Annotated in this window: 19 protein-coding genes and 1 rRNA gene; 19 read left to right on the top strand and 1 reads right to left on the bottom strand. The window is 65.1% G+C overall.

Annotated features, from left to right (window positions below; genetic code table 11):
* Positions 1-91 (top strand): 5S ribosomal RNA (gene rrf, locus B0G57_RS32500); the annotation flags it as partial.
* Between the two features lie 102 nt (positions 92-193).
* Here the strand turns inward: rrf and B0G57_RS29195 are convergent.
* Positions 194-1393, bottom strand: a complete 1200-nt coding sequence (locus B0G57_RS29195; RefSeq protein WP_018442639.1) for a M20 aminoacylase family protein — start codon at positions 1391-1393, stop codon at positions 194-196.
* A 160-nt stretch (positions 1394-1553) separates the two neighbouring features.
* Here B0G57_RS29195 and B0G57_RS29190 point away from each other — a divergent pair, with 160 nt between their 5' ends.
* The 18 genes from B0G57_RS29190 (at position 1554) to ftsZ (ending at position 24066) form a co-directional block, all read left to right on the top strand.
* Positions 1554-3632, top strand: a complete 2079-nt coding sequence (locus B0G57_RS29190) for a molybdopterin-containing oxidoreductase family protein (RefSeq protein ID WP_018442638.1) — start codon at positions 1554-1556, stop codon at positions 3630-3632.
* A gap of 133 nt (positions 3633-3765) precedes the next feature.
* A complete protein-coding gene (locus B0G57_RS29185; protein ID WP_018442637.1) occupies positions 3766-5481 on the top strand; it encodes a long-chain fatty acid--CoA ligase in 1716 nt (571 codons plus the stop codon).
* Positions 5482-5651: 170 nt separating this feature from the next.
* On the top strand, positions 5652-6278 hold the full coding sequence (gene coq7 / locus B0G57_RS29180; RefSeq protein WP_018442636.1) for a 2-polyprenyl-3-methyl-6-methoxy-1,4-benzoquinone monooxygenase: 627 nt from the start codon (positions 5652-5654) through the stop codon (positions 6276-6278).
* 385 nt (positions 6279-6663) lie between these two features.
* On the top strand, positions 6664-7092 hold the full coding sequence (mraZ, locus tag B0G57_RS29175; RefSeq protein WP_020566426.1) for a division/cell wall cluster transcriptional repressor MraZ: 429 nt from the start codon (positions 6664-6666) through the stop codon (positions 7090-7092).
* A 25-nt stretch (positions 7093-7117) separates the two neighbouring features.
* The gene (gene rsmH, locus B0G57_RS29170; RefSeq protein ID WP_018442634.1) at positions 7118-8059 is read left to right on the top strand and encodes a 16S rRNA (cytosine(1402)-N(4))-methyltransferase RsmH; all 942 of its coding nucleotides are present in this window, start codon (positions 7118-7120) and stop codon (positions 8057-8059) included.
* Positions 8056-8439, top strand: a complete 384-nt coding sequence (gene ftsL / locus B0G57_RS29165) for a cell division protein FtsL (protein WP_018442633.1) — start codon at positions 8056-8058, stop codon at positions 8437-8439. The genes rsmH and ftsL overlap by 4 nt, the downstream gene beginning before the upstream one ends.
* Entirely contained in the window at positions 8436-10265 is a 1830-nt protein-coding gene (locus B0G57_RS29160) for a peptidoglycan D,D-transpeptidase FtsI family protein (protein WP_018442632.1), read from the top strand. The genes ftsL and B0G57_RS29160 overlap by 4 nt, the downstream gene beginning before the upstream one ends.
* Entirely contained in the window at positions 10262-11803 is a 1542-nt protein-coding gene (locus B0G57_RS29155) for a UDP-N-acetylmuramoyl-L-alanyl-D-glutamate--2,6-diaminopimelate ligase (RefSeq protein ID WP_018442631.1), read from the top strand. Before B0G57_RS29160 ends, B0G57_RS29155 begins: the two co-directional genes overlap by 4 nt.
* Positions 11800-13254 (top strand): UDP-N-acetylmuramoyl-tripeptide--D-alanyl-D-alanine ligase, encoded by a 1455-nt coding sequence (locus tag B0G57_RS29150; RefSeq protein ID WP_018442630.1) that lies wholly within the window; start codon positions 11800-11802, stop codon positions 13252-13254. Before B0G57_RS29155 ends, B0G57_RS29150 begins: the two co-directional genes overlap by 4 nt.
* A 13-nt stretch (positions 13255-13267) precedes the next feature.
* Positions 13268-14437, top strand: coding sequence for a phospho-N-acetylmuramoyl-pentapeptide-transferase (gene mraY / locus B0G57_RS29145; RefSeq protein WP_018442629.1), 1170 nt, complete (start codon positions 13268-13270; stop codon positions 14435-14437).
* 19 nt (positions 14438-14456) lie between these two features.
* Entirely contained in the window at positions 14457-16001 is a 1545-nt protein-coding gene (gene murD / locus B0G57_RS29140) for a UDP-N-acetylmuramoyl-L-alanine--D-glutamate ligase (protein ID WP_018442628.1), read from the top strand.
* Positions 15998-17290 (top strand): putative lipid II flippase FtsW, encoded by a 1293-nt coding sequence (gene ftsW, locus B0G57_RS29135; RefSeq protein WP_018442627.1) that lies wholly within the window; start codon positions 15998-16000, stop codon positions 17288-17290. Before murD ends, ftsW begins: the two co-directional genes overlap by 4 nt.
* A complete protein-coding gene (murG, locus tag B0G57_RS29130) occupies positions 17287-18393 on the top strand; it encodes an undecaprenyldiphospho-muramoylpentapeptide beta-N-acetylglucosaminyltransferase (protein WP_018442626.1) in 1107 nt (368 codons plus the stop codon). Before ftsW ends, murG begins: the two co-directional genes overlap by 4 nt.
* Complete coding sequence (gene murC / locus B0G57_RS29125) at positions 18390-19781, top strand: UDP-N-acetylmuramate--L-alanine ligase (RefSeq protein WP_018442625.1); 1392 nt, start codon at positions 18390-18392, stop codon at positions 19779-19781. Before murG ends, murC begins: the two co-directional genes overlap by 4 nt.
* Before the next feature lies 1 nt (position 19782).
* A complete protein-coding gene (locus B0G57_RS29120; RefSeq protein WP_035469223.1) occupies positions 19783-20721 on the top strand; it encodes a D-alanine--D-alanine ligase in 939 nt (312 codons plus the stop codon).
* A 10-nt stretch (positions 20722-20731) separates the two neighbouring features.
* Positions 20732-21493: a cell division protein FtsQ/DivIB gene (locus B0G57_RS29115; protein ID WP_018442623.1), complete on the top strand. Its 762-nt coding sequence runs from the start codon at positions 20732-20734 to the stop codon at positions 21491-21493.
* 26 nt (positions 21494-21519) lie between these two features.
* On the top strand, positions 21520-22752 hold the full coding sequence (ftsA, locus tag B0G57_RS29110; protein ID WP_018442622.1) for a cell division protein FtsA: 1233 nt from the start codon (positions 21520-21522) through the stop codon (positions 22750-22752).
* Positions 22753-22857: 105 nt separating this feature from the next.
* Positions 22858-24066, top strand: coding sequence for a cell division protein FtsZ (gene ftsZ, locus B0G57_RS29105; RefSeq protein ID WP_018442621.1), 1209 nt, complete (start codon positions 22858-22860; stop codon positions 24064-24066).
* The last annotated feature ends 225 nt before the right edge of the window (positions 24067-24291 follow it).

Raw genomic sequence — 24291 nt, 5'->3', positions numbered from 1 at the left:
TACCACCCCTTCCCATCCCGAACAGGACCGTGAAACGACTCCACGCCGATGATAGTGCGGATCCCCGTGTGAAAGTAGGTAATCGTCAGGCTCCCCAACCCCATCAAACCCCCGCCAGCTCTCGCTCGCGGGGGTTTGTGTTTTGGGGCGTCGCGCAAGTGGTGTAGCGCAAGCAGCGCTACAAGGATCGCCGCTACGCCTGAGTTGGCACGAGGAACCGCTGCGCGAGCCTTACCCAATAGGTCGACCCGATCGGCAGCAGCTCGTCGTTGAAGTCATAACTGGCGTTGTGAAGCATGCAGGGTCCGTCGCCATGCCCTATCTCGCGATGAGCGCCGTCGCCGTTGCCGAGGAACGCGTAGCATCCCGGTTTCTCAAGCAGCATGAATGAAAAATCCTCCGCGCCCATCGTCGGCTCGACGGCCGTATTGACGTTCTCCGCGCCGACGATCTCCCGCATGACTTCAGCAGCAAACTTTGCCTCTTCCGCACTGTTGACGGTCGGTGGGTAATTGCGATGAAAGGCCACGTTGACCGAGCAGTCGAAGGCGGCAGCGGTCGCTTCCGCGATCTTGCGCATTTTGTCCTCGACCATATCGAGCGTCGCCATCGTGAATGTGCGAACCGTTCCGGCGAGCCACGCGTCGTCGGGGATGACATTGACGGCGTCGCCGGCATGTATTTGCGTCACCGACAGAACGGCCGTCTCGATCGGCTTCTTGTTCCTGGTGATGATGCTTTGCAGAGCACTGGCAACCTGCACGGCGGCAAACACGGGGTCTCGTCCGTTGTGCGGCATGGCCGCATGGGCACCGACTCCCTTGATGTCGATTCGGAATTCGTTGCTCGAGGCCATGATTGGACCTTCTTTGACACCGAACGTCCCCTGCGGCAACCCTGGCCAGTTGTGAATACCAAATACCGCATCGACAGGAAACTTCGAGAAAAGCCCGTCTTCGATCATCGCGCGGGCGCCGGCGCCCCCTTCCTCGGCGGGCTGAAAGATGAAGACGATCGTCCCATCGAACTCGCCCCGACTGGCGAGATATTGCGCCGCTCCGAGCAACATTGCGGTGTGCCCGTCGTGACCACAGGCATGCATTCTTCCGTTGTTTTGCGAGCGATGCTCGAACGTGTTCAGCTCATGGATCGGCAATGCGTCCATGTCGGCGCGCAGACCTACAGCACGCTGGCTCGTCCCGCGCTTCAGCACACCGACGACACCCGTTTTCCCCAAGCCCCGATGCACCTCGATACCCCATTGTTCGAGGCGTTGCGCAACCAGTTCCGCCGTGCGGACCTCCTCGTAGCGCAGTTCAGGATGGGCGTGGATCGTTCGTCGAATTGCCTGAATTTCGTCTCGTGCCGCGAGAACTTCGGGAATGAGCTTCATGATTGGGTTTGCCGACGGAGTATCGAAGATATATGACTGTCTGAGCCATTCTACGCCCAACCGGCAAGACGACGTTTTGGGCCGGCAGGGTGCCGCAAGCGGTTAGAATTTTGGCGTGGCCCGGCAACTTCGCCTGCCCGCTCAAAGATCTAACCCCACGATGAACGCCCCGACCGACTTCGCCCGTGCCGTTTGCCCGCATGACTGTCCCGATACCTGCGCAATGCGTGTGACCGTCAAGGACGGGGTGGCGGTCAAAGTGGTCGGCGACCCCGATCACCCGCCGACGCAGGGCGTGCTTTGCACGAAAGTCAGCCGCTATGCGGAGCGCGTTCATCACCGAGACCGCTTGACCGTGCCGATGAAGCGAATCGGGCGCAAAGGCGAAGGGCGGTTCGAGCCGATCGGCTGGGACGAAGCGTTTTCGATCGCGGCCGAACGCCTCTCGAACATCGTGCGCCGGGAACCGGAAGCGCTGCTTCCTTACAGCTATGCGGGCACGATGGGCCTCGTGCAGGGCGAAAGCATCGCACAGCGTTTCTTTCACAAGCTCGGCGCGTCGCGGCTCGACCGGACGATCTGCTCGGCGGCCGGCGCGGCCGGTCTGAAATATACGTATGGCGGCAGTCTCGGCATGCATGTCGAGTCCTTCGAGGAAAGCGAGCTCATTCTCATTTGGGGTGCGAACCCGATCGCCTCCAGCCTCCATTTCTGGACGCGCGCCCAAGAAGCGAAACGCCGCGGGGCGAGGCTGGTTGCAATCGATCCTTATCGATCGCTCACCGCCGAGAAGTGTCATCAGCACATCGCCTTGCGCCCGGGCACCGACGCGGCGTTCGCCCTCGGCATGATGAACGTGCTCATCGACGAAGACCTGCTCGATCACGCGTATATTGAAGCGCATACCTCCGGCTTCGAAGCGCTCGCGGAGCGGGCGCGCGCCTATCCGCCGGCACGCGTCGCCGAGATTTGCGGTATCGAAGAGCGCGAAATCGTCGATCTTGCGCGCCTTTACGGCAAGACTCGCAAGGCCGCTATTCGCCTGAACTACGGCATGCAACGCGTACGTGGGGGCGGCAACGCCACGCGCGCGATCGCTTGTCTCCCATCGCTTACCGGCGCGTGGCGAGACCGTGCGGGCGGCTTACTGCTCTCGTCGTCGAACTGGGCTCCGATCGATCATCAGGCGCTGCAGCGGCCCGATCTGCTGCCGGGCTGGCCGAACCGTCTGCCGCGCGTCGTCAATATGAATGCGATCGGCGACGTCTTGCTTCATCCGGGCGGCGGAACATTCGGCCCGAAAATCGAGGCACTCGTCGTCTACAACTCGAATCCCGTCGCCGTCGCTCCCGATTCGGAGCGTGTCGCGGCCGGCTTCGCGAGAGAAGACCTTTTCACCGTGGTGCTCGAGCATTTCCAAACGGACACCGCTGACTACGCCGACCTCCTGCTGCCGGCGACGATGCAGTTCGAGCACCTCGACGTCCACAAGTCCTATGGACACACCTACGTGATGGTCAATCGTCCGTTCATGGCCCCCATCGGCGAAGCGCGGTCGAATACCGAAATTTTTCGGGGAATCGCCCGGCGCATGGGCATCGACGAGCCAACGCTCTACGAGAGCGACGAAGCGGTGGCGCGGGTGTCCCTGCGTTGGGACGATCCGACGCTCGCTGGCATGAGCTGGGAGAAGCTCGCCGCGGCCGGCTGGGCGAAGCTGCGGCTGCCCGATGCGCCATTTGCCGAGGGGGGATTTCAGACGCCCACGGGCAAATGCGAGTTTGCCAGCACACTGCTCGCCGGCCTCGGCGCGGACCCCTTGCCCGACTACCTGCCGCCTTACGAATCGCCGGACGGTTCACCCGAACTCGCCTCACGCTACCCGCTCGCGATGATTTCGCCGCCTGCGCGCCACTTCCTCAATAGCAGCTTCGTGAACGTCGAAAGCCTTCGCGCAACCGAAAGCGAGCCTCATCTGGACATCCATCCCGCGGACGCGGCGCCGCGCGGAATCCATGAAGGTGACTATGTGCGCGTCCGTAACGACCGGGGCTCGCTGACGGCACGTGCCCGTGTCACCGATCGCGCGCGCGAGGGTGTCGTCGTCGGACTATCAATCTGGTGGAAAAAGCTCTCCCCGGATGGTCGCAACGCCAACCAGGTCACCAGTCAGGCACTGACGGATCTCGGCGGATCGGCCACGTTCTACGATTGCCTCGTCGAGGTCGAACGCGTCTGAATGCGTATGTGGTTCGGCGCCTTGAATTGGAAGTCGAGGTCTAATCCAATTGTTCGATCGAGGGCGACCGGCTAGGATGCCGACTTCCGCACGATCATTCGAAATACATTCAAAAATCACGGGAGGGCGCCGCATGGAAAAAATCTGGCTCAAGTCTTATCCGCCCAGTGTCCCTGCGGAAATCGACGCGTCCGCTTATGCATCGGTCGGCGAACTGCTCGAAGAGAGCTTTCGCAATTACCGGGAAAGGCGCGCTTTTGTTTGCATGGGCAAGGCGATCACCTACGGCGAGCTCGACGATCTTTCGCGCAAGCTCGGCGCCTGGTTCCAATCGAAGGGGCTCGCCCGCGGCGCGCGGATCGCGCTGATGATGCCCAACGTGCTGCAATATCCGGTTGCCACCGCGGCGGTGTTGCGAGCGGGATATGTCGTCGTGAACGTCAATCCGCTCTACACGCCGCGCGAACTCGAGCACCAGCTCAAGGATAGCGGCGCGGAGGCGATCGTCGTGCTCGAGAATTTTGCGGCGACGGTGCAGGCCGTCGTGCGCAACACGTCGGTCAAGCACCTCGTCGTGGCATCGATGGGCGATCTGATGGGCGCGAAAGGCTTCATCGTCAATTTCGTCGTGCGCCGCGTGAAGAAGATGGTTCCGGCCTGGAGCCTGCCGGGCCATGTGAAGTTCAACGATGCCGTAGCCGAAGGGGCCCGGCAAACGTTCGTGCCGGCCCGGCCGACGCATTCGGACCTCGCCTTCCTGCAATACACGGGCGGCACGACGGGCGTCGCCAAAGGTGCGATGCTGACGCACGGCAACGTCGTGGCGAACGTCTTGCAGTCCGCGGCCTGGCACGAGCCGGCGCATCCGGAAGGGGCCGAGGCGGAGCAGATCATCAACGTCGTCGCCCTGCCGCTTTATCACATCTACGCATTGACCGTCTGTTTTCTGTTGACGGTGCGCGGCGGCGGTCTCGGCATTCTCATTCCCAATCCCCGCGATATAGGCGGCATGATCAAGCAGCTGAAGGGCTACGCGATCAGCACGTTCCCGGCTGTGAACACGCTCTACAACGCTTTGCTCAACCATCCGGACTTCGGCCAGCTCGATTTCTCGAAGCTGAGGTGCGCGAACGCCGGCGGCATGGCCGTGCAGGAAGCGGTGGCGAGGCGCTGGTACGAGCGCACGGGCAAAGCGATCGTCGAAGGGTATGGCTTGTCGGAAACATCGCCGTCCGCGGTCTGCAATCCGGTTACCGCGACCGAATACAGCGGGGCCATCGGCGTACCGCTGCCTTCGACAGAAGTTTCGATCCGCGACGATGGCGGCAATCCCGTGCCGATGGGCGAGCCCGGCGAAGTCTGCATTCGCGGTCCTCAGGTCATGGCCGGCTACTGGAACCGGCCCGACGAGACGGCGAAAGTGATGACGGCCGACGGCTTTCTGAAGACCGGCGACATCGGCGTCATGGATGCGCGCGGGTATTTCCGGATCGTCGATCGGAAGAAGGACATGATTCTCGTCTCGGGATTCAACGTGTATCCGAACGAAGTCGAAGATGTGGTCGCGAAGCATCCCGGCGTCTTCGAAGTGGCGGCCGTCGGCGTGCCCGACGTGCACTCGGGCGAGGCGGTGAAGCTTTTTGTCGTCAAGAAGGATCCCGCGCTCACTGAGGCGGACGTATTGGCCTTCTGCAAGGAGCAGTTGACGGGCTATAAGCGCCCGAAATTCGTCGAGTTCCGCAGCGAATTGCCTAAGACCAACGTCGGCAAGATCCTCCGGCGTGAACTCCGTGAAACGGCGGCCTCGGCTCCCGCAAGGGCGCCGCTCGCAACCGCGCGCAACGACTGACGCGGTAGCGACTAGACGCGACTGTCTGGCTTGCTCAACATCGTCTAAAATGCACGGTTAGCCGCCTTTTTGCCAGCAACTTCGCTTTGCGCCGATGCGGCCGCCCGTAGTCGCGGGGCGGACGTGCGTCGTGGAAGGGGGCGTTGGATGGCGGGGCAACGGAGAGATGCATGACGTTGGATGAGTTGATCACCGAATTCGATCGGGGCCTGCGCTCGATGGCCGGCGTGAGCCGGATGAGCCGCCCTGTTCCATCGCCATCGGCCGAGGCCGGCACGGAAATGACGCTCGCCGAGCAGAACCACGCCGCCGGATTGATGCGAGTCAACCATGTCGGCGAAGTCTGCGCACAGGCGCTTTATCAGGCGCAAAAACTCGCCGCGCGCTCACCTGCGCTCAAGGCCGCATTCGATCGAGCTGCTCGCGAGGAGGAGGACCACCTTGCGTGGACCACGCACCGGCTCAAGCAGCTCGATTCGCGCCCGAGTCTCCTCAATCCGTTCTGGTACGCGGGCTCGCTTGCCATCGGCCTCGCGGCCGGGTGCCTCGGCGACAAAGTCAGCCTCGGATTCATGGCGGAGACCGAACGCCAGGTCGAGCATCATCTCGACGGGCATTTGTCGGCGCTGCCCGAGGCGGATGTCGAATCGCGCGCGATCGTGGAGCAGATGCGCGCCGACGAAACGGCGCACGCAAAGGCTGCAATGGACGCGGGCGGTGTCGATCTGCCGCGGCCTGTCCGCGCATTGATGCGGGTCGCGTCGAAGGTCATGACCCGTACCGCCTACTACGTGTGAAGTGTCGTCCCGGCGGTGCGCCCGCGCATCGCCCGTCACTCGCTGTCACTGTTCGTCACCCGCTCATCCTTCCCTCGTTCGAGCCGCTTTCGCGCTTATCACCCCGGCGCTTGCCGAACGCTTCTCAGGTTTCACCTTCAGAACATGCAGTAGTTCATTCATTTATAACGTTTTTCGGTTTTGGCTCTATGTGAGGAAGGGCACGTAAGTCCTTGTTCTTTCAAATAAAACCGCTCGAAAAAACGGTGTTTCTCCCTTGACCCGCCTAGAGCGTTACTCTAAAGTGGGAGACAGTGTGAGAAAGTGTATTTTTGTGGATTGATCGGACCATTTCGGCCGAATTTCGAGAGCGGAGCGGGGCAGGGTGCCCCGAGGGGAAAAGGACGTGTTCCAAGGGGCGTCAGCGCTGACGCTCGATGCGAAAGGCCGTATGTCCGTGCCTTCTCGTTATCGCGAAGCGCTGCAAGGCGAGGCACAAGGGCGGGTGACGCTGACGAAGCACCCGGACGGCTGCCTTTTGCTGTTTCCCCGCCCCGAATGGGAAGTCTTTCGCACGAAGATCGCGGCGCTGCCGATGGATGCGCATTGGTGGCGGCGGATTTTTCTCGGCAATGCGTCCGACGTCGATCTCGATAGCGCGGGCCGCATCCTTGTCTCTCCTGAATTGCGTATGGCCGCGGGGCTGGAAAAAGAAGTCATGTTGCTCGGCATGGGAAGCCACTTCGAACTGTGGGACGCGCAGACGTACGCGGCCAAGGAACAAGCCGCGATGGCGCAGGGTATGCCGGAAGCGTTGAAGAATTTCACGTTCTGATCGCGGTTTATCGAAGGACGCTGCGATGGGAAACGAGCTGCGACACCAGACGGTGTTGCTCGAGGAAGCGGTAAATGCGCTCGTGACGCGCACCGATGGCATTTATGTCGACGGCACGTTCGGGCGCGGCGGGCACAGTCGGGCGCTGTTGGCCAGGCTCGGTGCCGCCGGTCGGTTGATCGCGTTCGACAAAGACCCGCAGGCGATCGAGACGGCGCGCTCGATCGGCGATGGGCGTTTCGAGATCGTGCACGACAGCTTCGCCGCGCTTTCGTCCGCCCTTGCCGCTCGCGGTATCGCGCGGGTCTCGGGTGTATTGCTCGATCTCGGCGTGTCGTCGCCGCAGCTCGACGATCCGGAGCGGGGGTTCAGCTTTCGCGCCGACGGTCCGCTCGATATGCGGATGGACCCGACGCGTGGAGAATCGGCGGCCGAGTGGCTCGCGCGAGCAACGCAGCAGGAACTGACGGAGGTGATACGAGATTATGGGGAAGAACGGTTTGCTGTTCAGATTGCAAAGGCGATTGTTGCTCGCCGGGCAGAGTCCGACCGTCTCGGGCCTCTCGTCAGCACGGGCGAGCTTGCCGAAATCGTGGCTCACGCCGTCAAGACACGCGAGAAGGGTAAGGATCCGGCAACCCGCACCTTTCAGGCTATACGGATTCACGTCAATCAAGAGCTTGCGGAGCTGCAAGTCGTTTTAGAGGCTGCATTGTCGTTGTTGGAGCAAGGGGGGCGGCTGGTGGTCATCAGCTTTCATTCGCTCGAGGATCGAATCGTGAAGCGATTCATGCAGGCGCACGCGAAAGCGCCTGCCGTCGACCGTCGCTTGCCGATTCGCGCCGCCGATCTGCCGAGTCCCCCGCTCAAAATCATCGAGCGCGTGTTTGCCGGCGCCGCTGAGGTCGAGGCCAACCCGCGAGCTCGTTCGGCCGTGATGCGCGTCGCGGAGCGCGTCGCGCCATGAGCCGTCTCAACATCCTTCTGTTGATCGTCCTTCTGGGTTGTGCGTTGTCCGTCGTCAACGCGACGAACCAGCAGCGGCGTCTTTTCGTCCAGCTGGAGCGCGCGCAGGCCGAGGAGCGTCAGCTTCAGCAGGACTACGCGCAACTGCAATACGAGCAGAGCGCGCTGTCGAAGACGTCGCGAATCGAAGGGCTCGCCTCCGATTCGCTCAAGATGCGCTCGGTCGCGAGCGGCAGCACCCAATATCTGACGCTTGGCGCCGGCGCAGCCGAGGCGCGCGATGCCGCGATCCCGACGGCTGCCAGCGCGCCGACCTTCGCCAATACGGCGCCTCGCGCGACGAAGCGCCCGGCGCCGACGAGCCGCGGAGGCGCGCGATGAAACTGCCGGGCAATCGCAAGAGCGTCACGTTTTCCGCCAGCCCCGTGCTTTCCGTGAGGCTGCCGATGTGGCGTTCCAAGCTCGTCGTGTTCCTGCTGTTCATGGCGTTCGTCGCGCTCGCCGGCCGTGCATTCTGGATCCAGGGGCCCGGCAACGCGTTCTATCTGAAGCAGGGCGAGAGCCGCTATCAGCGCACGATCGAGCTTGCCGCCACACGCGGCAAGATTCTCGATCGCAATGGGCTCGTGCTTGCGACGAGCCTACCCGTGCGCGCGATCTGGGCCATTCCCGAATCGGTGCCCGAAGACATCGATCCCGGCAAGCTCGCGGCGCTCGGATCCCTGTTAGGCTTGAGTCAGAAGGAGTTGCGCTCGAAGCTCTCCGGCGACAAGACGTTTGCTTACGTCAAGCGGCAGGTTCCCGTCGATGTCGCCGAGAAAGTCATCGCGCTAGACATTCCCGGTATCTATCAGCGGGACGAATACAAGCGCTTTTATCCCGAAGGCGAGATCACGGCGCACCTCGTCGGCTTCACGAACGTCGAGGACGAGGGTCAGGAGGGCATCGAGCTGGGCGATCAGAAGATCCTCTCGGGGATGCCCGGCATCCGCCATGTCATCAAGGACCGCATCGGCCGCATCGTCGAGGATGTCGACCAGCAGGTCCCGCCGCGCAACGGCAAGGACGTCGAGCTCTCGATCGACAGCAAGATCCAGTACATCGCCTACGCGAACCTGAAGGCGGCCGTCGAGAAGTCGAAGGCTAAGGCCGGAGCCGCAATGGTTATCGACGTGCGGACGGGCGAGGTGCTCGCGCTCGTCAACTATCCGACCTACAACCCGAACGATCGCTCGCATCTGACCGGCGAGCAGTTGCGCAACCGGATCCTGACCGACGTGTTCGAGCCCGGCTCGATCATGAAGCCGTTTACCGTCTCGCTCGCGCTCGACCTGCACCGCGTCACCCCGAACACGCTCGTCGACACAGGTAACGGCCACTTCACGCTCGACGGCGCGACGATCACTGACGATTCCGGCTTTGGCGTGCTGACGGTCGGCGGCGTGATCCAGAAGTCGAGCAACATCGGCGCGACGAAGATCGCCATGACGCTCAAGCCCGAGGAAATGTGGGATATGTATACGAGCATCGGCCTTGGCCAGCCGCCGAAGGTCGGTTTTCCCGGCGCTGCCGCGGGGCGGTTGCGCCCATGGAAAAGCTGGCGCCGCATCGAACAGGCGACGATGTCGTACGGTTATGGGCTTTCGGCATCGCTGTTCCAGCTCGCGCGCGCTTATACGGCGATCGCGCACGACGGCATGTTGCTGCCCGTCTCCATTTTCAGAGTCGATCCAACCCAGCCCGTGACCGGGCCGCAGATCTTTTCCCCGACGACGGCCCGCGAAGTGCGGGCGATGCTCGAATCGGTCGTCTCCGCGCAAGGTACATCGCCCGAGGCCGCGGTGCCCGGCTATCGCGTCGGCGGCAAGAGCGGCACGGCCTACAAACACGCGGGCCGCGGTTATGACCACTCGAAATATCGTGCCTCTTTCGTCGGGATGGCGCCGATGCCCAATCCGCGCATCGTCGTCGCTGTCTCGATCGATGAGCCGACCTCGGGCAGCCACTTCGGCGGCTATGTCTCCGGGCCCGTGTTTGCGTCGATCGTCGGCGATACGCTGCGCACCTTGAACGTGCCGCCCGATATGCCCGTCAAGCAGCTGGTCGTTTCCGACGATACGGCCAAGACGGCCACGATGGCGGCGGCAGGTGGACGGCCGCTCGCGGTATCGGCGAATCCGCGCAACAATCCGGGAGTCGTCCGATGAGGGCGCCGGCCGAACGGCAAATCGCCGACGCGCTCGGCTGGCTGCGCGCGCACGTCGCGCCGGGTTCGCACCTGCATTCGGATACACGGACGCTCGCCGCTGGGGACGCGTTCCTCGCATACGCCGTCGAGGGCGCCGACAATCGTGCCCATATCGCCCGAGCATTCGAATCCGGCGCGGCGGCCGCGCTCTATCAGCCGGAAGGCTTTACAGGCAACGTCGATGCGACGCGCATGCTCGCGGTGCCCGCGCTGAACGAATGGGCGGGCGAGATCGCGAGCCGCTGGTACGGTTCCCCCAGCGAGAGGCTCTTGACGGTGGGCGTGACGGGGACCAACGGCAAGACATCGTGCTCGCATTGGATCGCGGCGGCGCTGACCGCGCTCGATACGCCGTGCGCCCTGATCGGCACGCTCGGTAGCGGGATGCCGGGTCATTTGGTGCAGACGGGATTTACGACGCCCGATGCGCCACAGCTGCAACGCAGTCTCGCCGAGCTTCTTGCCGGCGGTGCGCGCGCCGTGGCGATGGAGGTGTCGTCGCACGCGCTCCATCAGGGGCGAGTGAACGGAACCGCGTTCGACATCGCCGTTTTTACGAATCTCACGCAGGACCACCTCGACTATCACCGGACCTTCGAGGCCTATGAAGCGGCGAAGGCTCGACTTTTCGACTGGCCCACGCTGCGTGCGGCCATCGTCAACCGCGACGACGCGGCCGGCCGCCGTTTGATCGCGCGCACGCAAGGTCGTGTCCGCACGATCGCCTATGGGATAGGCGCCGATAGCGCCGAAAAGGCCCTCGACGCACCGGGCGCCGACGCGCGGCTCATCGCGACGAACGTCCGCGCGACGGCGGCGGGCACGGCGTTTCATCTGTCGTCGGATTGGGGCGACACCGATGTCGAAGTCGGAACGCTCGGCGCATTCAACGTCAGCAATCTGCTCGCGGTCCTCGGCGCGCTGCTCGCGGCCGACGTGCCGCTTGCCGATGCGCTGGTGCGGCTCGCCAAGCTGGAGCCCGTCAACGGACGCATGCAGCGGCTCGGCGGTCGGCTCGCGAGCGACGAGCCGCTCATCGTCGTCGACTATGCGCATACGCCCGACGCGCTCGAGAAAACGCTCGAGGCGCTGCGGCCGATCGCCGAGGCGCGCGGCGGCAAGCTCGTCTGTATGTTCGGCTGCGGCGGCGATCGCGATGCGACGAAGCGCCCGCTGATGGGCGCGATCGCCGAGCGGCTTGCCGACGTGGTCGTCGTGACGAGCGACAACCCGCGCAGCGAGAAGCCCCAGTCGATCATGGAGCAGATCGTCGCCGGCATGCGCGACGCGAGCCGCGCGCGCGCCATCGAGGATCGCGCGAACGCGATCTTGCAAACGGTGCGCGGTGCGGCGCGCGAGGACGTCGTCGTGCTGGCCGGCAAGGGGCACGAAGCAACACAGGAAATCATGGGCAAGAAGCGCGCTTTCTCCGATCAGGACCACGCACGGCTCGCACTCGCGGCCCGGGCGACACACACGCGCGGAGGCGGCGAATGACGATGCTGACGCTGACCGAAGCAGCGCGTCTCATTCCCGACGCAACGATCGTGGGCAACGGTGCAGCCGCGTTCGAACGCATTTGCACCGATAGCCGCACGGCCGGCCCCGGCGACTTATTCGTCGCTTTGAGAGGCGAGCGCTTCGACGCGCACGACTTTCTTGCCGACGTCGCCGCGCGCGGCGTATCGGCCGTCCTCGCGGCGCGCATCCCCTCGTCCGATTGGAACCTGCCGACGATCGTCGCATCCGACACCCGCGCGGCACTGGCGGACCTCGCGCGCGGCTGGCGCCGGCGCTTCCCGATCCCACTCGTGGCGGTGACGGGCAGCAACGGGAAGACGACGGTGAAGGAGATGATCGCGTCGATCTTCGCGGCGGCGGTGGGCGCGAACGACCGCCTCGCGACGGCCGGCAACTTCAACAACGATATCGGGCTGCCGCTCACGCTCTTGCGCCTGAACGCTACGCACAAGCTCGCCGTCGTCGAGCTCGGGATGAATCATCCCGGCGAAACGGATACGCTCGCGAAGATCGCCGAGCCGACGATCGCGCTCGTCAATAACGCGCAGCGCGAGCACCAGGAATTCATGGAGACGGTCGAAGCCGTCGCGCTCGAGCATGCGAGCGTGATTCATGCGCTCGGGCCGGACGGCATTGCTGTGTTTCCCGCCGACGATGCTTACGCGGGGATCTGGCGTGTCGCGGCGACGGGCAACCGGATCGTCGATTTCGCGCTGCTGACGGCCGGTGAGGCGCAACCCGCGCATGCCGCCGCCGTCACCGGCGAATTCGCCGGCAACCGTTTGCGAGTGCGCACGCCGGCCGGCGAGTTCGAAGCGGCGCTGCAGGTGCTGGGCGCGCACAACGCGCGCAACGCGCTCGCGGCGACATCGGCGGCGTTGGCGGCCGGCGTCGCGCTCGATCCGATCCGTCGAGGCCTGGAGGCGTTCTCTCCTGTCAAAGGCCGGCTGCAGGTGAAGCGTGCCGTTTCGGGCTCGCTTGCCGGCGCGACCGTCATCGACGACACCTACAACGCGAATCCCGATTCGATGCGCGCGGCGATCGACGTGCTAGCCGCCGGACCGGCGCCGCGCGTGCTCGTGATGGGCGATATGGGCGAGGTCGGGGATCACGGGCCGGCGTTTCATCGCGAGATCGGCGCGTACGCGCGCGAGCGCGGCATCGATGCGCTCTTTGGGCTCGGCGACGCGACGCGCGACGCCTGCGCGGCTTTCGAGGTCGGCGCTGCCGCCGCGCAGGCCTCGGCGCGGCGAGCGCGCCATTTCGACGAAGTGGCCGCGTTGATCGACGCGTTGCGGCAGGCCGGCTTCGACGAGAGCGCGACGTTGCTCGTGAAGGGGTCGCGCTTCATGCGCATGGAGCGCGTCGTCGATGCATTGACTCAATTACAACCGAATGTGCCGGGCGCCGAGCCCGGTACGCACTGAGAGAAGGACGAGCATGCTGCTGGTGTTGGCGCAATGGCTGCAGAACGACGCAAGCTTTTTGCGCGTGTTCAACTATCTGACGTTTCGCGCGGTGGCGGCAACGATCACCGCGCTTTTGATCGGGCTCGTCTGTGGCCCGTGGGTCATTCGCAAGCTCACTGCGATGAAGGTCGGCCAGGCGGTACGGACGAATGGGCCGCAGTCACACCTGGTCAAGTCCGGCACGCCGACGATGGGGGGCGTGCTGATCCTCATCGGCATTGCGGTGTCGACGTTGCTTTGGGCCGACCTCACGAATCGCTTCATCTGGATCGTGATGCTCGTGACCTTCGGCTTCGGCGTGATCGGCTGGGTCGACGACTACCGCAAGGTCGTCTACAAGGATCCGCGCGGGATGTCCTCGCGCGAAAAATATTTCTGGCAATCGGTGATCGGGCTCTTCGCGGCGGTCTACCTCGCATTCAGCGTTTCGGAGGCGAGCAATGTGCGCGTCTTCGATCTGTTCATGGCATGGGTGAGAAGCGGGCTTTCGATGGGATTGCCGGCGAAGGCGGACCTGTTGTTGCCGTTTCTGAAGTCGGTCACCTATCCGCTCGGCGTATGGGGTTTCATCGCGCTCACGTACTTCGTCATCGTCGGCGCGAGCAACGCGGTCAACCTGACGGACGGTCTCGACGGCCTCGTCATCATGCCGGTCGTGCTCGTCGGCGCTTCGCTCGGCGTGTTCGCCTATGTGATGGGCAGCTCCGTTTACTCGAAGTACCTGCTGTTCCCGCACATCCCGGGCGCGGGCGAGTTGATGGTCTACTGCTCCGCAATGGGCGGCGCGGGGCTCGCCTTCCTCTGGTACAACACGCACCCCGCGCAGGTCTTCATGGGCGACGTCGGCGCGCTGGCCCTGGGCGGTGCGCTCGGCACCGTCGCCGTGATCGTGCGCCAGGAGATCGTGCTGTTCATCATGGGCGGCATTTTCGTTGCCGAGACGCTGTCCGTGATGCTGCAAGTGACGTGGTTCAAGTTTACGAAGCGCCGATACGGCGAAGGGCGGCGCATCTTCAAGATGGCGCCGCTGCATCACCACTTCGAGCTCTCCGGATGGAAGGAGACCCAGGTCGTCGTGCGCTTCTGGATCGTGACGTTGATGCTGTGCCTGTTCGGACTCTCCACTCTCAAGTTGCGTTGATAGGAAGGAAAAGCAAGCGATGTTCGGCGAGATGTTTCGTGATCGGCAAAGTCCGACGGTGCTGGTACTGGGGCTCGGTGAATCCGGCCTCGCGATGGCGCGCTGGTGCGCGCGCCACGGGTGCCGGCTGCGCGTTGCCGACACGCGCGAGGCGCCGTCGAATCTGTCGCTGCTCGATGCCGAGCGCATCGAGGCCGAATTCGTCGGCGGTGCGTTCACGCCCGCGCTCATCGAAGGCGGCATCGAACTCATCGCGGTGAGCCCCGGTCTTTCTCCGCTCGCGCCCGATCTCGCCGCGCTGCTCGCGAGCGCGCGCGAGCGCGGCATTCCCGTGTGGGGCGAGCTCGAACTCTTCGCATGCGCGCTGCGGCATCTCGGTGAGAGCGGCTATGCGCCGAAGGTGATCGCCATCACGGGCACGAACGGCAAGACGACCACCACGAGCCTCACCGGGCTGCTCTGCCGGCGCGCCGGCAAGCGCGTCGCCGTCGCCGGCAACATCAGTCCCACGATGCTCGATACGCTTTCCGAGGCGATCGACAACACCGCGCTGCCCGATGTCTGGGTGCTCGAGCTCTCGAGTTTTCAGCTCGAAACCGCGCTGACATTCGACCCCGACGCGGCCGCCGTGCTCAATATCACGCAGGATCACCTCGACTGGCATGGCAGCTTCGATGCTTATACGGCCGCGAAAGGGCGCATTTTCGGCCCGCATACCACACGCGTGCTCAACCGCGACGACGCTCGCGCGATGACGCTCGCGGGCGCGGCGGATTCGGCGAAAGCAAGCGGCGCCGAGCGCGTGATCACATTCGGCCTCGACGAGCCGCAGCGCGTCGGCGACTATGGCCTCGTGCGCGAGAACGGCATCAATTGGCTTGCGCAAGCGCAAGAGCGGGATCCCGCCGACGAGCCGGCCTCGTCGTCGCGGCGGCGCAGGCACGAGGGCGCCGCGTCGGCGGCCCCGGTCGATCTCACCCTGAAGCGCCTGATGCCCGCCGATGCCCTGCGCATCCGCGGTTTGCATAACGCGGCGAATGCGCTCGCCGCGCTTGCGCTCGCGCGGGCAATCGGCCTGCCTGCCGCGCCCGTACTGCACGGTCTGCGTGAGTATCGCGGCGAGCCGCATCGCGTCGAGCTGATCGGCTCGCTGGACGGTGTCGACTTTGTCGACGACAGCAAGGGGACGAATGTCGGCGCGACTGTCGCGGCCCTCGACGGGCTCGCGCAACGGACGGTGCTGATCGCGGGCGGCGAGGGCAAGGGGCAGGACTTCGCGCCGCTTGCGCGGCCCGTGGCGCGCTGGTGCCGCGCCGTGATGCTGATCGGCCGCGACGCGCCGCTTATTCGCGCGGCGCTCGCCGAGACCGGCGTCCCGCTCGAAACGCATCCGACGCTCGAAGCGGCGACGCGCGCGGCGGCCGCCGTCGCGCAAGCCGGCGACGCCGTGCTGCTTTCGCCCGCCTGCGCGAGCTTTGACATGTTCAAGCACTACGCGCATCGCGCCGAGGTATTTCGCGGCGCGGTCGACGACATCGCGGCGGAACGGGGGACGATGCTATGAGCTGGACCGAGCGCACCGGACAACGGTTCTTCACCGAACGCAGCGGCGCATCGCTACGGCGTGGCGACCCCAAGGCAGGCGCGGAGTCGGACGCGAGCAGGCGCACGGGCGGCCTCGCGAGCGTCGTGAGCGGCATGCGGCCGACGCGCTCGCGCATGCTCGATTACGATCATTCGCTGCTGTGGGCTGTCATTGCCTTGCTCGGGCTCGGCGTCGTCATGGTCTACTCGGCCTCGATCGCGATGCCCGACTCGCCGAAGTACGCGTCGTATCACACGTACGCGTTCCTCGTGCGTCACATTGCTTCGATCGCCGTCGCGACGATCGCCGCCGTCGTCGCGTTCAAGATCCCGATTTCGGTCTGGGACAAGCAGGCGCCGAAGTTCTTCCTGATCGCCCTCGTCGGGCTCGTGATCGTGCTGATTCCGCACATTGGCAAGGGCGTGAACGGCGCGCGCCGTTGGTTGCCGCTCGGCCTCATGAACATGCAGCCGTCCGAGATCATGAAGCTTGCGGTGACGATCTACGCGGCGAATTACACCGTTCGCAAACAGGAGTACATGGGCAGTTTCGCGAAGGGCTTTTTGCCGATGGCGTTCGCCGTCGGCGTCGTCGGCGCGCTGTTGCTGCTCGAGCCCGACATGGGTGCGTTCATGGTGATCGCGGCGATCGCAATGGGCCTGCTTTTCTTGGGGGGCGTGAACGGCAAGCTCTTCGGCGGGCTCGTCGCCACGGCCGTCGGCACGTTCGGGCTGCTCGTCTGGGCGTCCCCGTGGCGGCGCGAGCGGATCTTCGCCTACCTCGATCCGTGGGACGATCGCTACGCGCAGGGTAAGGCTTACCAGCTCACCCACTCGTTGATCGCGTTCGGCCGCGGGGAATGGTTCGGCGTGGGGCTCGGCGGCAGCGTCGAGAAGCTCAATTACTTGCCCGAAGCGCATACCGACTTCATTCTCGCCGTTATCGGCGAAGAGCTTGGCTTCGTTGGCGTGCTCGCCGTGATCCTGCTTTTCTACTGGATCGTGCGCCGCTCGTTCGAGATCGGCCGGCAGGCGCTCGCGCTCGACCGTACGTTTGCCGGCCTAGTGGCCAAGGGCGTGGGACTTTGGTTCGGCGTGCAGACGTTCATCAACATCGGCGTCAATCTCGGCATCTTGCCGACGAAGGGCCTGACGCTGCCGCTCGTCAGCTATGGCGGCTCGGGCATCGTGCTCAATTGCCTGGCGATCGCGCTCCTCATGCGCGTCGATTACGAAAATCGTGTGCTGATGCGCGGGGGGAAGGTATGACTTCCACGCCACAGCGCACGCTCATGGTGATGGCCGGCGGCACCGGGGGACACGTCTTCCCCGGGCTCGCGGTCGCCCACCGCATGCGCGCCTGGGGCTGGCGAGTGGTCTGGCTCGGCAATCCGGCCGGCATGGAGGCGTCGCTCGTCCCGAAGCACGGGATTCCGATGGAGTACGTGCGCTTCGGCGGCTTGCGCGGCAAGGGGCTCAAGACGCTGCTGATGTTGCCCGTCAATTTGTTGCGCGCTTGCCTGGAAAGCCGGCGCGCATTGCGGCGCGTGCGGCCCGACGTCGTGCTCGGCATGGGCGGCTACATCACGTTTCCGGCCGGCGTCATGACGGCGCTCGAGCGGCGGCCGCTCGTCCTGCACGAGCAGAACTCGGTGGCCGGTCTCGCGAACAAGGTGCTGGCAAAGCTCGCGCGGCGCGTGCTCGTTGCGTTTCCCGACGCGCTGCCGAACGCGGAGTGGACCGGCAATCCGCTGCGCGATGCGTTCACGCATGCTCCCGAGCCGAAGGCGCGCTATGCGGGCCGCATCGGTCCGCTGAACCTGCTCGTCGTCGGCGGCAGTCTCGGCGCCGCCGCATTGAACGAAGTCGTCCCGCGCGCGCTCGCGTTGCTGTCGCCGGATTCGCGTCCGCGCGTGGTGCATCAGGCGGGCGCGAAGCATATCGACGCGTTGCACGCCAATTATGAAGCGGCAGGCCTCGCGACGGGCGAAGGGCTCCAGCTCGTTCCATTCATCGACGACATGGCCGCGGCTTACGCCGACGCCGATCTCGTCATCTGCCGCTCGGGCGCGATGACGGTGGCCGAAATCGCGGCCATCGGCGTGGCGGCGCTCTTCGTGCCGTTTCCCTACGCGGTCGACGATCATCAGACGACGAACGCAGAGTTTCTCTCGGAGCGTGAGGCGGCGGTACTCGTGCAGCAGCGCGACTTGTCGCCCGAAGCTCTGGCCGATTGGCTGCGCGCGCAAACGCGCGAAACGCTCGCCGAGATGGCCGGGCGCGCGCGCTCGCTCGCGAAGCCCGAGGCGACGGATCGGGTCGCGCAGGTTTGCGCGGCCGTGGCGCAAGCGCGCCAGCAAGGAAAGCAATGAAACACATCGTCAAACACATTCATTTTGTCGGGATCGGCGGTGCCGGCATGAGCGGCATCGCGGAAGTGCTCGTGACGCTCGGCTATCGGGTGAGCGGCTCGGACCTCGCGCGCAGCGCCACGACCGATCGCCTGGCATCGCTCGGCGCGCGCATCGCGCTCGGCCATGACGCCGCGCATATCGAAGGCGCGGACGCGGTCGTCGTGTCGACGGCCGTGCGCAGCGACAACCCCGAGGTGCTCGCCGCACGCCGCCTGCGCGTGCCGATCGTGCCGCGCGCGGTCATGCTGGCCGAGCTGATGCGCCTGAAGCAGGGTATTGCGATCGCCGGCACGCACGGCAAGACCACGACGACGAGCCTCGTCGCGAGCGTCCTCGCCGCCGGCGGGCTCGACCCGACGTTCGTGATCGGCGGGCGCCTGACGAGCGCCGGTGCGAACGCTCGGCTCGGCACAGGTGATTTCATCGTGGCCGAAGCGGACGAATCCGACGCGTCGTTCCTCAATCTGTTGCCCGTGATCGAAGTCGTGACGAACATCGATGCGGACCATATGGATACGTACGGGCACGACTTCGCGCGGCTCAAGCAGGCCTTCATCGAGTTTACGCAGCGGCTGCCGTTCTACGGCATCGCGGTCCTCTGCGTCGACGACTCGAACGTGCGGGAAATCCTGCCGTTCGTCTCGAAGCCGATCATCCGCTACGGCTTCGCGGCCGACGCGCAGGTGCGCGCCGTCAATGTGCTCGCGCGCGACGGCAAGATGTATTTCACGGCGATGCGCGAGGACGCGCCGGCGCTCGACATCGTGCTCAATATGCCGGGCATGCACAACGTGCAGAACGCGCTGGCGGCGATCGCGATCGCCACTGAACTCGAAGTCGCCGATGCCGACATCCAGCGTGCGCTCGCCGAGTTCACGGGCGTGGGCCGGCGCTTCCAGCGGTACGGCGAAATCGAGATCGGCTCGGGCGGCCGCTACACGCTCGTCGACGACTACGGCCATCACCCGGTCGAGATGGCGGCCACGATCGCGGCCGCTCGCGGCGCGTTCCCCGAGCGCAGGATCGTGCTCGCGTTTCAGCCGCACCGGTACACGCGCACGCGCGATTGCTTCGAGGACTTCGTCAGCGTGCTCTCGAGCGTCGATGCGCTTGTGCTGACGGATGTCTATGCGGCAGGCGAGACGCCGATCGTCGCGGCGGACGGGCGCGCGCTGTCGCGCGCGATCCGCGTGGCGGGCAAGGTCGAGCCGGTATTCGTCGAAACGGCCGACGACGTGCCGGCGGCCCTCGCGGCGCTCGTGCACGACGGCGATGTGGTGATCACGATGGGCGCGGGCTCGATCGGCACGGTGCCGGCGCGGCTCGTCCAAGATGCAAAGGCATGACATGAATATCGATCCAAAACGTTTCGGCAAAGTGGCGGTGCTGCTCGGTGGCGAATCCGCCGAGCGCGAGGTCTCGCTCAATTCCGGGCGCCTGGTCTTGCAGGGACTGCGCGCGGCCGGCATCGACGCGCATCCGTTCGATCCGTCCGAGCGTCCGCTCTCCGCGTTGAAAGACGAGGGCTTCGTGCGCGCGTTCAACGCACTGCACGGTGGCTATGGCGAAAACGGCCAGCTCCAGGGCGCGCTCGATTTTTACGGCATTCGCTATACGGGCAGCGGCGTGCTCGGCTCGGCGCTCGGTCTCGACAAGTTCCGCACGAAGCTCGTCTGGCAGCAACTCGGCATTCCGACGCCGCCGTTCGAGGCGGTGATGCGCGGCGACGATTACGCGGCGCGGGCGCAGGCCATCGTCGCCAAGCTCGGCTTGCCGCTCTTCGTCAAGCCGGCGAGTGAGGGGTCGAGCGTCGCCGTGACGAAGGTGAAGAGCGCCGATACGCTGCCGGCCGCGCTCGCGGAGGCGGCGAAGTTCGACAAGATCGTGCTCGTCGAGAAGAGCATCGAGGGCGGCGAGTACACGGCCTGCATCGCGGGCAAGCTCGAGCTGCCGATCATCAAGATCGTGCCGGCCGGCGAGTTCTACGACTATCACGCGAAGTATGTCGCGAAGGACACGCAATACCTGATTCCGTGCGGCCTCGCGCCCGAAGAGGAGGCGCGCCTGCAGGCGCTTTCGCGTCGCGCGTTCGACGTGCTCGGCTGTACCGACTGGGGCCGGGCCGATTTCATGCTCGACGCGGCCGGCAACCCGTACTTCCTCGAAGTGAACACGGCGCCTGGCATGACCGATCACTCGTTGCCGCCGAAGGCGGCGCGCGCGGTCGGCATCAGCTACGAGGCGCTCGTCGTCGAGGTGCTCGCGCTGACGCTCGACAAGGACTGACGCACACATCATGTGGAACAACGTTCGCCAGCTCAATCTCGCCGCCAACGCGCTTTATGCGCTGGCGCTCGCCGCGCTCGTCGCGTCGGGCGGGATCTGGCTCGCGCAACGTCCGTCGTTTGCGCTTTCCGCCATTCTCATCGGCGGCGATACCGATCACATCAACACGCCGACCGTGCGCGCGAGTGTGATCGGCCACCTGAAGGGCAACTTTTTCACGGTCGATCTCGACGCGGCGAGGCAGGCGTTCGAGCAGATGCCGTGGGTGCGACGCGCAAGCGTGCGGCGTGTGTGGCCGAACGCGCTCGCCGTCACCCTCGAGGAGTACAAGCCGCTCGGAACGTGGGGCAGCGATCAGCTCGTTTCCGCCGACGGGGAGCTTTTCACGGCGAACCAGGGCGAGCTCGATAACGAACTGCCCGCGTTCGACGGTCCGCCGGGCACGGCGAAGGAAGTCGTCGCGCGCTACTTCGAATTCAAGCAGTGGCTGGCGCCGATCGGGGCGACGCCGGAGGAAGTGACGCTGTCGCCGCGTTATGCGTGGACCGTGAAACTGTCGAACGGCACCGAGATCGAATACGGCCGTGAGCGTAACGCGTCGACGCTCGAGGAGCGCAGCCGGCGGTTGACCGCGGCATGGAAGGCAGTGACGGCGCGCTGGGGGAACGACATCGAATATGCGGACTTGCGCTATCCGAACGGCTTTGCGATTCGCGCGGCGGGGATGCGTTTCATCGGCGATGCATCGAGCGCCGCGCAGCCCAAGAAGTAAGAGAAAGAACCACACATGAGCACGCTATGAGTAAAGACTACAAAGATCTGCTGGTTGCTCTCGACATCGGCACGGCCAAGGTCGTCGCGATCGTCGCCGAGCTTCGGGGCGAAGGCCATTACGAAGTGATCGGTCTTGGGCAAAGCGAATCGAAGGGGCTCAAGAAAGGCGTGGTGGTCAATATCGAGGCCACCGTGCAATCGATCCAGCGCGCGCTCGAAGAAGCGGAACTGATGGCCGATTGCAAGATCACAAACGTCTTTACCGGCATCGCGGGCAGTCATATCCGCAGTTTCAACTCGAGCGGAATGGTCGCGATCAAGGACAAGGAGGTCACGCAGACGGACGTCGCGCGCGTGATCGAAACGGCCAAGGCGATCAACATTCCCACGGATCAGCAGGTGCTGCACATCCTCACGCAGGAATTCATCATCGACGGGCAGGAAGACGTGCGTGAGCCGATCGGCATGAGCGGCATCCGCCTCGAGGTGAAGGTGCACATCGTGACCGGTGCCGTGTCGGCCGCGCAGAACATCGTCAAGTGCGTGCGCCGCTGCGGCCTCGAGGTCAACGATCTGATCCTGCAGCCGCTCGCGTCGTCGCTCGCGGTGCTGACCGAAGACGAGAAGGAGCTCGGCGTCGTGCTCGTCGACATCGGCGGCGGCACGACCGACATCGCGATCTTCAGCGAGGGCGCGATTCGCCATACGGCCGTGATCCCGATCGCGGGCGACCAGGTGACGAGCGACATCGCGATGGCGCTGCGCACGCCGACGCCCGACGCCGAGGACATCAAGGTCGGCTACGGCATCGCGAAGCAGGCGCTCGCCGACCCAGACGAAATGATCGAAGTGCCGGGGCTCGGCGAGCGCGGGCCGCGCACGCTGTCGCGCCAAGCGCTCGCGGCCGTCATCGAGCCGCGCGTCGAAGAACTCTTCTCGCTCGTGCATCAGGTCGTGCGCGAGTCCGGGTACGAGGAGCTCTTGAGCTCGGGTGTCGTGCTGACGGGCGGCGCATCGATGATGCCGGGCATGGTCGAGCTCGGCGAGGACATCTTCCTGAAGCCGGTACGCATCGGCGTGCCCGAGTACGCGGGCGGCCTGGCCGACGTCGTGCGCAATCCGCGCTATTCGACGGCGATGGGGCTGCTCGTCGAAGGCTCGTCGCAGCGCATGCGCGGCCGCAAGGTCGCCGTGCAGTCGGGATCGATGGGGCAGGTCTTCTCGCGCATGAAGGATTGGTTTTTGGGCAATTTTTGAATTTTTGAATTCGCGCCGGCGCCGGCGGCTTGCGCGCGACAGGGGATTGCCCGATCCCTTGCCGAATAACGGCCGAGAGCGGGATTTTTTCTTGACGGAGGCAATATGGAATTCCAGATGTTGGAAACGGAAACCAGCGGCACCATCATCAAGGTGGTCGGCGTTGGGGGTGCCGGCGGCAACGCCGTGCAGCATATGATCAACAAGGGGGTGCAAGGCGTCGATTTCGTCGTCATGAACACCGATGCGCAGGCGCTCGCGCGCTCGCGCGCGTCGCACGTGATCCAGCTCGGCAACACGGGCCTCGGCGCCGGTGCGAAGCCCGAGATGGGGCGCGCGGCGGCCGAAGAGGCGCGCGAGCGGATCGCCGATGCGCTGCGCGGCGCGCACATGGTCTTCATCACGGCCGGCATGGGCGGCGGCACGGGTACGGGCGCGGCGCCCGTGGTCGCGCAAATCGCCAAGGAGATGGGCATCCTGACCGTCGGCGTCGTCAGCAAACCGTTCGAGTTCGAGGGCGGCAAGCGGATGCGCGTGGCGGAAGCAGGTTCGCAGCAACTGGAGGATCACGTCGACTCGCTGATCGTCGTCCTGAACGACAAGCTGTTCGAGGTGATGGGCGATGACGCCGAAATGGACAAGTGCTTCCAGTGCGCTGACGATGTGCTCAACAACGCGGTGGCCGGCATTGCGGAGATCATCAACGTCGACGGTCTCGTGAACGTCGACTTCGAAGACGTGAAGACGGTGATGGGCGAGCAGGGCAAGGCGATGATGGGCACGGCGACCGTGGCCGGCGTCGATCGGGCACGGCTCGCCGCCGAGCAGGCCGTTGCGAGCCCGCTGCTCGAAGGCGTCGATCTGTCGGGTGCGCGCGGCGTGCTCGTCAACATCACGTCGAGCCGTTCGCTGCGCCTGTCGGAAACGCGCGAAGTCATGAACACGATCAAGAGCTACGCGGCTGAAGACGCGACCGTCATCTTCGGCGCCGTCTACGACGACGCGATGGGCGATGCGTTGCGCGTGACCGTCGTCGCGACGGGTCTTGGCCGTACCGCCGCGAGCGCCGCGAAAAAGCAGCAATCGGCACCGATGACGCTCCTGCGCACGGGCACGGACAACCAGCCCGTCAGCGCCGTGCATCACGGCTATGCGACGCCGCACGCGACGTCGTCGGCCGATTACGGCGCGTTCGACACGCCGGCCGTCTGGCGCAACTCGCGCGAAACCGCCGCTTCGCACGTGCAGGCGCTGCAGGAAAAGGGCGTCGACACGTACGACATCCCGGCGTTTTTGCGCAAGCAGGCGGACTGACGCGCGCGGCGCCGGACGGCGTCGCGCGATGAGCGCTTGCGAGCGCACGAAGGGCTGAGCATGTTGAACGGCAACGGCGCAAGACGGCCGCGTCTTCTCGGACGCGCGGCCGGGGCGACCGTGCGCGGCACATCGGCGAAGCGGGTCGGCAGGCTGTCGGCTCGTATGCGTCCGGTGGCGGCGCGCGGCGGCGCACGGCGCACGCGAGTCTGCGAAGCGCCCTGC

The organism is Trinickia symbiotica (assembly GCF_002934455.1).
In the GTDB taxonomy this organism is placed as follows: Bacteria; Pseudomonadota; Gammaproteobacteria; order Burkholderiales; family Burkholderiaceae; genus Trinickia; species Trinickia symbiotica.
The sequence above is the reverse complement of the archived record's forward strand: the minus strand, read 5'-3'. Positions and strand labels throughout refer to the sequence as shown.

What these genes read in the sequence shown, in the direction of transcription:
- B0G57_RS29195 (WP_018442639.1), bottom strand. Translation starts at nt 1,393, where the DNA reads ATGAAGCTCATTCCCGAAGTTCTCGCGGCACGAGACGAAATTCAGGCA.
- B0G57_RS29190 (WP_018442638.1), top strand. Translation starts at nt 1,554, where the DNA reads ATGAACGCCCCGACCGACTTCGCCCGTGCCGTTTGCCCGCATGACTGT.
- B0G57_RS29185 (WP_018442637.1), top strand. Translation starts at nt 3,766, where the DNA reads ATGGAAAAAATCTGGCTCAAGTCTTATCCGCCCAGTGTCCCTGCGGAA.
- coq7 (WP_018442636.1), top strand. Translation starts at nt 5,652, where the DNA reads ATGACGTTGGATGAGTTGATCACCGAATTCGATCGGGGCCTGCGCTCG.
- rsmH (WP_018442634.1), top strand. Translation starts at nt 7,118, where the DNA reads ATGGGAAACGAGCTGCGACACCAGACGGTGTTGCTCGAGGAAGCGGTA.
- ftsL (WP_018442633.1), top strand. Translation starts at nt 8,056, where the DNA reads ATGAGCCGTCTCAACATCCTTCTGTTGATCGTCCTTCTGGGTTGTGCG.
- B0G57_RS29160 (WP_018442632.1), top strand. Translation starts at nt 8,436, where the DNA reads ATGAAACTGCCGGGCAATCGCAAGAGCGTCACGTTTTCCGCCAGCCCC.
- B0G57_RS29155 (WP_018442631.1), top strand. Translation starts at nt 10,262, where the DNA reads ATGAGGGCGCCGGCCGAACGGCAAATCGCCGACGCGCTCGGCTGGCTG.
- B0G57_RS29150 (WP_018442630.1), top strand. Translation starts at nt 11,800, where the DNA reads ATGACGATGCTGACGCTGACCGAAGCAGCGCGTCTCATTCCCGACGCA.
- mraY (WP_018442629.1), top strand. Translation starts at nt 13,268, where the DNA reads ATGCTGCTGGTGTTGGCGCAATGGCTGCAGAACGACGCAAGCTTTTTG.
- murD (WP_018442628.1), top strand. Translation starts at nt 14,457, where the DNA reads ATGTTCGGCGAGATGTTTCGTGATCGGCAAAGTCCGACGGTGCTGGTA.
- ftsW (WP_018442627.1), top strand. Translation starts at nt 15,998, where the DNA reads ATGAGCTGGACCGAGCGCACCGGACAACGGTTCTTCACCGAACGCAGC.
- murG (WP_018442626.1), top strand. Translation starts at nt 17,287, where the DNA reads ATGACTTCCACGCCACAGCGCACGCTCATGGTGATGGCCGGCGGCACC.
- murC (WP_018442625.1), top strand. Translation starts at nt 18,390, where the DNA reads ATGAAACACATCGTCAAACACATTCATTTTGTCGGGATCGGCGGTGCC.
- B0G57_RS29120 (WP_035469223.1), top strand. Translation starts at nt 19,783, where the DNA reads ATGAATATCGATCCAAAACGTTTCGGCAAAGTGGCGGTGCTGCTCGGT.
- B0G57_RS29115 (WP_018442623.1), top strand. Translation starts at nt 20,732, where the DNA reads ATGTGGAACAACGTTCGCCAGCTCAATCTCGCCGCCAACGCGCTTTAT.
- ftsA (WP_018442622.1), top strand. Translation starts at nt 21,520, where the DNA reads ATGAGTAAAGACTACAAAGATCTGCTGGTTGCTCTCGACATCGGCACG.
- ftsZ (WP_018442621.1), top strand. Translation starts at nt 22,858, where the DNA reads ATGGAATTCCAGATGTTGGAAACGGAAACCAGCGGCACCATCATCAAG.